Source organism: Ruegeria sp. YTSC192, assembly GCF_059609705.1.
This window is the reverse complement of the sequence record NZ_JBXWMG010000015.1, coordinates 85,817-95,115: the sequence shown is the minus strand read 5'-3', so window position 1 is coordinate 95,115 and position 9,299 is coordinate 85,817. Positions and strand designations below refer to the sequence as shown.

6 protein-coding genes are annotated in these 9,299 nt (G+C 56.5%); 4 read left to right on the top strand and 2 right to left on the bottom strand.

From position 1 onward, the window contains the following. The first annotated feature begins 560 nt into the window (after positions 1-560). The 4 genes from AC2FD8_RS18560 (at position 561) to AC2FD8_RS18545 (ending at position 6,873) form a co-directional block, all read left to right on the top strand. The gene (locus AC2FD8_RS18560; protein ID WP_496858460.1) at positions 561-2,996 is read left to right on the top strand and encodes a N,N-dimethylformamidase beta subunit family domain-containing protein; all 2,436 of its coding nucleotides are present in this window, start codon (positions 561-563) and stop codon (positions 2,994-2,996) included. A gap of 113 nt (positions 2,997-3,109) precedes the next feature. Next, entirely contained in the window at positions 3,110-4,909 is a 1,800-nt protein-coding gene (locus tag AC2FD8_RS18555; RefSeq protein ID WP_496858462.1) for a N,N-dimethylformamidase beta subunit family domain-containing protein, read from the top strand. A gap of 79 nt (positions 4,910-4,988) precedes the next feature. Next, complete coding sequence (locus AC2FD8_RS18550) at positions 4,989-5,999, top strand: alpha/beta hydrolase (protein WP_496858464.1); 1,011 nt, start codon at positions 4,989-4,991, stop codon at positions 5,997-5,999. 37 nt (positions 6,000-6,036) lie between these two features. After that, positions 6,037-6,873 (top strand): hypothetical protein, encoded by an 837-nt coding sequence (locus tag AC2FD8_RS18545; protein WP_496858466.1) that lies wholly within the window; start codon positions 6,037-6,039, stop codon positions 6,871-6,873. A gap of 15 nt (positions 6,874-6,888) precedes the next feature. Here AC2FD8_RS18545 and AC2FD8_RS18540 read toward each other — a convergent pair whose 3' ends face one another. Both AC2FD8_RS18540 and AC2FD8_RS18535 read right to left on the bottom strand, forming a co-directional pair. After that, positions 6,889-7,788, bottom strand: coding sequence for a helix-turn-helix domain-containing protein (locus AC2FD8_RS18540; RefSeq protein ID WP_496858468.1), 900 nt, complete (start codon positions 7,786-7,788; stop codon positions 6,889-6,891). 169 nt (positions 7,789-7,957) lie between these two features. Next, positions 7,958-9,232: a carbohydrate porin gene (locus tag AC2FD8_RS18535; RefSeq protein ID WP_496858470.1), complete on the bottom strand. Its 1,275-nt coding sequence runs from the start codon at positions 9,230-9,232 to the stop codon at positions 7,958-7,960. Between the last annotated feature and the right edge of the window lie 67 nt (positions 9,233-9,299).

Here is a 9,299-nt window from a genome sequence, read left to right as displayed (position 1 = left end):
GCCGGACACACGACCGCATCTGACAGACGCTCATATCAGCTCAAAAAATGTCTTGCTATGCAGGAGCCATCCACACAAGACATTTGGACTTCCTCCCTGTTCCCGGACACAGGGGTAAAGTACCTCTGTCAACGAAAGTAGTATGGAATGGGACAATCGAGACGGACGTTCACAGACGAGTTCAAAGCCGCAGCTGATGGTCGGCTTTGAACCCAAAAAACACCGAATGCTGTACTGGCGCAAAGGGTTGAGAATGCTAAAAACTACCAATTCGCCCAATATCTGATGCTGTAGTTGCAGCGAATGGCAACTACCGAGTGCTCAGGATGATATTGTTCGACAAGAAACTAATCGCCAATCGGGGCAGGTGTTTTTCTGATAGTCCTCATTTTGGCAGAAACTGGCTTTTTGAGCATTAGTCGGATGTGGTTTTCTGCGCAGCTATTGGCGAACGCCAATCGCACTGAAATCCAGCTGGACAAATCACCGTGACCCGAAAGACTTCTGCTTTGAATTCCGACCAACTGAGCCGCCGTGGCTTTTTGAAAGCGTCCATGAGCATGGCCGCGTCTCCTGCGATGTTGGGTGCTGCTGCCACCACCGTCGCAACAAAAGCCGCAGCTCAACTGGCCGAACCGGGCCCTGAGCGAACTTTGATCGGGTATCCCTCGCGTCTCAGCTGCCGCCCCGGGGACCGGGTCGAATTCAAGGTCAGCGCCTTCAACAATGACAAGTTCGAGGCTGATCTGGTCCGCATCGTCAACGCCGACAATCTTTCGGTCTACAAAGACCGCTTTGATCTACGCCCGGTCGACGCCGATTTTGCAGGTATCTATGATGGTGTCGCACAACCCCTGAACAATGGGTCTTATGTCGAGGTTGCCGAAGCCAGTGCGCTGGACGGGCTGAACAGCTTTACCGTTGGTGCCTATGTCTTGCCCACATTCCTGCCCGGCGATTTCAGTGAAGAGATCGATCCGAACGCAGCCTATATTACCTCGCCCAGTATCGGTGGCACAGTCGCCGAACAATACATCCTGTCGCGCTATGACACGGTTTCGCATACAGGATGGGCGCTGCTGCTGGAACAAGACGGGCGCGTCAGCTTTCTGGTGGCCGATCAGGGAAATGTGACAAAGGCCACCACACAGGGCGCAGTGCGCCAGTGGGATTTTGCCTATGTGGCCGGGATGTATGATGCGCAGGCCGGACTGTTGCGGGTCATTCTGCAGGATACACCAATAAGCGCCGGTGATCGGTTCTCGGCCCGCCGTCAGGTGGGTGAGACTGCGTTTTCCGGCTCCGTGCCCCAGACCGGACTGCTGCGCGTGGCGGCAGCGGATGGTGGTCCGGGCACCGGGCGGCACAATGTGGCCGCAGGGGCCTTTACCGGACGCATCGCCGATCCGCGCGTGATCAGCGGCGCGTTGTGGGGCGCAGATATCGACCGGATGCGCGCCGAAGAATTGCCCGGCGATCTGGCGGCGCGCGCGGTGATGGATCTGGATTTCAGCCAGGGCATCGGTACGTTGAACACGGCTGATCGGTCCCCAAGCCGTCTGGAAGCCGAGGTGATCAACACCCCGCTGCGCGCGGTGTTCGGGCCATTTTCGGATTTCAAATCGCAGGACTGGACCAAGGACGCGACACCCTTTGATGCTATGCATTTCCACGCTGACGACCTGCATGATGCCGAATGGCAGACCAGCTTTGCCTACACTATCCCGTCCGATCTGCCATCGGGTTGTTATGCGGCGCGGCTGAAGCAGGGTGATTTTGTCGAATACATCACCTTTTTCGTCAGCCCCCCCAAAGGCAAGCGGACCGCGAAGCTGGCTTTGCATATCGCAGAATACAACATGCTGGCCTATACTAACATGCTGTACGCTGTATTGCAGCCCGATGCTTTCTCAGGCATCCCGGCCAATCAAGATGACCTGAACTTCATGATCAGCAACCGCGAGTATGTCTATGGGTTCTACAACACCCATCTGGACGGAACATCATGCAACTATGCCTCGTATCTGCGGCCGATGCTGAACCTCAAACCCGGCTGGAACGCGTATAACTTCACGCTTGACACGCACCTGCTTGATTTCCTCGACAAGGAAGGGATCGCGGTCGACATCCTCACCGATGAACTACTCCATCAGGAAGGCGTATCCCTGCTGGAAGGTTATGACTGTGTGATTACCGGGGCGCACCCGGAGTATGTCAGCCATGCAGAATGGGATGCCGTTGTTGAATATCAGGCGCAGGGCGGACGCATGATGTATCTGGGTGGCAATGGCTGGTTCTGGTCGGTCGGTCCTCATCCCAGCGCTCAGGGTGCGATCGAATATCGCAAGAACACACTCTGGTCTGAGCGCGTGATGGAGAACGGGTTGCGCGGCGGGGGCTTCTGGGAAAGCGACCGGCGGTTGGAGTCCGTCTTTGGCGTCAACATGTCTGGTATGGTCTTTACTGGGTGTACCGATTTCCACAAGACCGCCGACGCTGAGAACCCGCGCGCCTCGTGGATCTTTGACGGATGTACCGAAGGTGAGAATTTCGGCGCTTATGGTGTCGACAACAACCAGCCCGGCGCTTGCGGGTACGAGTTCGACAAGGCCGATTTTGACCTTGGTACCCCGCGACACGCGCTGGTCATTGGCAGTTCAAACGCGATCCCGGGCCTGATTGAAGAAACCCAGATGGGTACCATGGCGCTGAGCCTTTCGCACAGTCCTGCCCCCGAACGAGAGACCACCACCCGCGCGGATATTGTCTTTTTCGAAGGCCCCAATGGTGGCGCGGTATTCTCGTCCTCATCCATCTCGTGGTGCGGTTCACTGCATGAAAACGACCGCCAGAACGATGTGGCGCGTATCACTGGAAACGTGATCCGGCGCTTCCTTGATCCGGCGCCGTTCCCTGCTTTGGCGGAGGATGGTCTGCACAAGGTCGAGAAGCACCCAGGCGATTGGTACCAGGATCTTCTGAAGACCGAAGGGTAAGCCCGTTTCACGAACGAAAACGCCAGTCACATGAATGTCCAGGAAAGACCGGACCAATGCGGCTGGCGTTTGCGGCGCATGACCTAAACTACCAAGAAGAGAAAGTTAGAACTATGTCCACCAAGCCAAATGATGATGAAAATCGAAAAGGAACAGTTGCGGAAAGCGAGGCAGTTGATTCAACGCGACGCAAACTTTTGGCTGCTGGCGCGGCTGCTGGCGCGGCTTTGCCCTTTGCAGCACAGGCCTCTGAGACAACGGGTCTGATTGATCCTGCGCCATTGTCGACGGGCCCGGCAACCATGCGCATGCCGCAGGGATGGCGCGCGTTTGACCTGGCATTTTACGAGATGTCAGCGAACGACTCGAATTACCTCGAGATCTATGCCTATGCCGGTGCGCAAAGCTATGTTGCCGGTGAAACGGCCAAGTTACATGTTACCACGACAGCTGAGACTTTTGACTATACCGTATGGCGTGATGGCCCTGAACGCGAAGTCGTAGCCGAGATGACAGGGGTTGACGGAGTTTTTACAGAAACCCCGCTTGATGCATACGAAAACGGATGCGGATGGCCGGTTCTGGCCGAGATACCAGTGGATCCATCCTGGCGATCGGGTGTTTACATTATAGAGCTTCGTGCAAAAAGAGGCGACGAAACACGGGTTTGCGAAGCCGGATTCGTGGTGCGTGGCGCCAAGAAATCCAAAATCGTGTTCATGCTGACAACGGGGACCTGGACTGCCTACAACTGCTGGGGTGGTGCCAACAGCTATCTGGGTATCCACGGTGAAGATGGTGTTGGCCCAGGAACGCATTTATCATTGGATCGCCCTTTCGAGCGCGGGTTCTGGGTCGCGCCGGCGAATTATCCCTATCTGTCCACGAAGCCCGAGCAGATGCGATACAAACACGAACGTCACTACACTGGGCAGCCAACAAATGGTTATGCAATCATGATGGGCTATGGATGGGGTGCAAACTCGGCAGGTTGGGCTGTCGACAACAAACCCTTTGCCGTATGGGCCGAAGAGAACGGCTATGAAATGGAATACATCGACCAATACGACCTGGAAAACGTGCCAGGAGTTTTGGATGGGTATGACTGCATGGTCATTGCGGGGCATGACGAATACTGGTCTTGGGGTCAGCGGGATACATTGGATGCGTTTGTGGAACAGGGCGGCAAACTTGCCCGGTTTGGGGCCAACATGCTGTGGCAGATTCGGATGGAACGCGACGGGCGGCAGCAGGCTTGCTACAAGTTTGGAAGCGACAATGATCCCGTGAAAGGCGATCCGGAAAAAGGGCATCTGCTTGCGACGCTTTGGGATCACAAAGACATCGGGCGTCCGATGGCTCAATCTTTCAGTGTAAACGGCATGCAGGGGATTTATGCGACCTACGATGGCGGCTCACCACGTTCAAGCGGCGGCTTCACGGTCTATCGCCCCGACCACTGGGTATTCGAAGATACGGGCCTGATCTATGGCGACACCTTCGGCATGGAAGAAGGGATAGTCGGCTACGAAACTGACGCGGTGGACTATGTGATCGAATACGGGCTTCCGCGTCCAAGCGATGTGAACTTCCCGCTTGAGGGCACTGAAATTTTGGCCGTGACCCCGTCAATGGTTGACCAATATGACAGTGGCGGACCAGGCAGCGCGGTTGTTTCCATGGTTTTGGGCGAAGACTTTTTCGCCACCAAATGGGCAGAAATGGTAGAAGGCAAAACAGACGAGGACACCGTTAAAAAGTACCGCTATGGCTCTGCCCAGATTGTCACTGCCCCTAAGGGAAACGGCGAGATTTTCTGCGCAGGAACGGTCTATTGGTTCCTCGGCCTGAAATGGCGGGATCGTACGACTGAGCAGATCACCCATAATGTCTTAAAACGCTTTACATCTTGATGCGTTTTGCACCGGCCTGCACCCAGTGGGTCGGTGCTCAGGCCAAATAAATGGTAAATCTATGTTCGAGGGTTGAGCGATGAAACAGCGGACTTCAGCGGCCGCCAGCTTCGCAGCCATAGCGGGCCTTGCAACTTCGGTTGCCGCGCTAGATGTCACGCCGCCGACCACGATAAGTGCGCAGGCAGCAGCGGAATTGCAGGCGCTTGATCCGGGGCGCGATCCCACCCTGGACGGGCTGAGCTATGCGGAGGCCTTTCAGGCTTTGTCCGAAGGCACGGCCGATGCCGTTGCTGCAGCACTCCAGCAATTCCCGGCCACGGTCGAGAAGCGCACGATTGATGGGGTGGAACATCTGCTGATCACCCCGGCCAATCTGAACCCCGCGCTGGACGATCACCTGCTGATCCACGTGCATGGCGGCGCGCATGTGTTTTTCTCGCCCGAAACCGCGCAGACCAGCTCGCTAGCAGCGGCGCAGGCGGTTGGCGTTCGTATCCTTTCAGTGCGCTATCCCCTTGCGTGGCAGGCTCCGTTTCCCGCTTCGCGCGACCGTGTAATGGCGGTTTACCAAGAGTTGCTGACTGAATACTCCGCAGATCGGCTGGCGTTTTATGGCGACAGTGCGGGCGGTGGCCTAATCTTGTCGACCCTGCAGCAGATTCAGGCCGAGGGGCTGGACATGCCCGCAGCCGCAGCGCTGTTGTCGCCTTGGACCGACGTTTCCGGGGCCGGGGATAGCTACATGGTGATGTCCGGGCAGGATCCGATCATCGACTATCCGATCAGCCTTGCAGCCGCAGCCAAAGAGTATGCGGGCAATCTGCCTTTGAATGACCCCGGACCTTCCCCGATCTATGGGCCGATCAAAACCGGTCTGCCACCCATCCTTGTGACCACCGGGACCCGCGATCTGTTCCTGAGCGATGCAGCGAGGCTTCAGCGTAGGTTGCTGGACGCGGGGGTGCCAGTTGAATTGATCGTCTATGAGGGCATGTGGCACGTTTTCCAGACCTCAACCGCTTTGCCGGAATCCGGTGTTGCCTGGGCGGATATGGCCGGGTTCCTACACAACGTATGGGCACGTTGACGCCCTCAACCACCTTCTCAAGTATCGAGCTCAACTCATGAAACTATCGATCCTTCTGACGCTTCCCGTGGCCGCGATTTGCGCTCTGGGCATCGGACCCTCAGTTGTCTCTGCCGATGGAAATTGTGACGAACAATGCCAGCTTGCGCGCAAGGCACAAGACCCACTGGCCAGCATTCGGGCCCTTGTGTTGGACAACACCGTTGGTTTTGACAGCGACAGAGACCCGCAAAGTTATGCGACACAGGTTCAACCTGTCTACTCACTGCCAACAGAGGGGCGCTATAACGTCATCCTGCGCGGGATTGTGCCAGTTATAGGGGTCCGCGACGGAGTCGTCCTCCCGCCATTGGGGTCCGAGCCTCGGGGACGGTCCAGTTACACCACAGGTCTCAGCGACAGCATCGTTCAGGCGTTTTTCTCTCCGAAATCGGATCGCGACTTCAAATTCGGCGTTGGCCCGCAAGTCTCTCTCCGCACCAGAACGCGTGACGACTTGGCGGGGCCCGGTTGGGGTGGTGGTATAAGTGCCGTGGTGACCGGCTTTTCCGGGCGATGGAGCTATGCCGCGATTGCCGGTCAGCATTGGGGGCAGGACGACTACAGCGTTGCCACCATCAATCCGGTATTGATGTACAATAGTGATCTGCTGGGCGGCAGCTATTTCGGCTACTCGAATTCACTCACATATGACTGGGAGGCTTCGTCCAGCAATCGTTGGCAGATCCCTCTGGGACTGACAGCTGGTAAGACGTTTCCCCGTGACAACGGATCCGCCATTGATGTCAGCATGGGCTACTACAAAATGGTAGAGCATCCAGAGGGTGGTCTCGAAAGCCAATTCAAATTTGCTGTCACGCTCATATGGCCATAAGCTAGTCATGATAGTTTAGCTGCCGAGCGATCGCCTAAGCGTTTGTTTGGGCAACTCGCCAAACTGCTTTTGATAATACTGCGCGGCCCGCCCGAAATGCTGAAACCCAGCGCCCAATGCTGCGTCGGCGATGCCTGTATGATCGCCGGTCAGCAGTGCCTCGCGAAACATGTGCAGCCGGACCAGCCGCAGGTACCCTTGCGGCCCCATACCGTAAAGTTCTTTGAAGGATCGGTGCAGTGTACGGCGGGGCACGCCGATGGCGTCCGCCAGATTGTCTATGGCGACGCTTTCGTACCAACCCAGACGGGTGGCGAATTCCTCGGCTTTGCTCATGATGCTATATTGGCGAGAGGGGCGGGTTTGTGTCGGGCACACCAGCATTGCCAAGAATCTGGACATCACCTGTGTGCAGGCTGTTTGCTGTTCTGATTGGCAGGGGCTTGACTGCCCATGTCGTCTGGTCAAGGCACCGCACAAGTCAACAAAAGCGCGGCGTTCGGACGGGGCACATTGCCACAAGCCGGGTTCTAGCCCGATCAAACCCGCCGCATGGGCCAGATGCCAGTCAATCTCGATCGTCAGCACAACGGACTGCGCCGGCAGAACCATGTCATGATCAGCATTTCCGAATACAAGCACAAAGTCACCGCTGACCTCGCTTCCCTTCCAGAGCACCGGCTTGGACGCGGTCAAAATGACACCGGCAAAAAAGCCCTTCTTCTTCAACTGCTGCAAGCTGCGCAGCGGCTTTGCCATCGTCTCATAACGAATGGCCAAACCTGGATAGAGCGCTTCGCTGGCGCGATATCCCAGCGATCCGACATCCAGCTGGATCAGCTCAAAGTCCCAATCCGGTGTCGGATCAAAGACGGCTTCAATTTCATTGATTGCATATTGCCACTGAATGTCCAAGGTCGCGTACCAATTTGGGCTTCGTTTGAGTAACTTAGCGTTCCTCGAAACATTATTCTCAATTTGTGTTAATGATCAATTTACATCGTCGTGATCGCGACGATGCCCTGTCAGGTCACGTGCAATATGCCAGGTTTGATGGCGCGCCCGTCTGGCAAGCGGTGATACTTCAGATGGAAATCGTCAGACGAAAGCTGATGATGGCTTCTATTCCATCATCGCTCTGATCCGAGGGCTGCCAAAGCTGGATATCTGGGGTGAATTGCACACTGTTGGTCAGTTGAATGCGCCAGAATAGCTCGGCCCCGTATTCGTCGCGCCTATTGCTGTCGTCGGGGTCGGCCCAAAATGCACCAATGCCGATGGCGTCCGTCTCATATCCGAACACATCGTCGAAAACCAAACCGCCACTGAACAGACGGCGAATGTCGTTTCGATTGCCATCGTTCGTGCCTGCGCGCAGGGCAAGCGTTTTTCCGTCGCCCATTGCCTGTTCCGCGCTGAAAGACCAGCTTTCGCTGTTGGACGGGCCAGAACCGGGCAGATCGATATGCGTATAGGTCAGCCTGTAGTGCCCCCGGCCAAGCGTCGGGAAATCCGGCGTCCAGCCCAGTTCCGCGACGGTCAGCCAATCCCCGTCAAACGCGCCAAAGTCCGGATATTCGCCGTTTGCATTTGCCTGCGACACTACCGCACCGATGTAAAACTGATCGGACGGCGTCACCCAAATTCCGACACCAAGACCGGCATCTCCTTCGGGCAGGACGTGCGCGGGATTGTTGGACAGCGGCTCGGCCATAAAGGACAGGCGGTCATTACCCAGTGTATCGTTTTCATCAACCAGCGCTGGAAGGAACAACTGGCCGACCGTAATGTCCAGCGCGCCATCAAAGAACAGTGACTCCCACGACAGTTGTGACACTGACGTAAACGACCCTTCGACATTGGCATCGCTTGGCCCCAGCAAGTTGCCGCGCGCGGCGTTAAACCGGGCCGTGTTGGTCGAAAGAAAGTCATCCCTGCGGCGATATGCAAAGAAATCAAGCGATCCCTTGTAAGCGCCGGTATCAACCACGCCGTCCCAGCGCAGGAAAACATCGATGGCGTCATTCAGTGTTCGCCCATTTTCACCGCCACGGCTGCTTTGGTGCAGAATCGGTGAATATTGCAGGCCGAAGCTGAGCCCATGTTGATCCTCCCACCGTGCGCGGGTTGTATTCAAGGGGTGCAGCAGTTTTTGTATTGGCCCGATGCCGAAACGGGTTCGAAAGCCCCCCTCTCGGGTGGCGTCAAGAAGCGCGACATTCTGCTCGACATTGCCGAACTGAACCGACGCGCCAATCGCGGTCGAGACCGTACGATCCGGGCCGTTTTGAGCATCTGCCGCGTTTGTCAGGGCCAAGGCTGCCACTGAGAGCAGAGGGCCAAGAAGGTAGTTGCGCATATTCAATACAAACCAGTTTCCGTTGGGGTTCCTGACAAACGGCAGGGTCGGGGAAAATCCGGCAGAC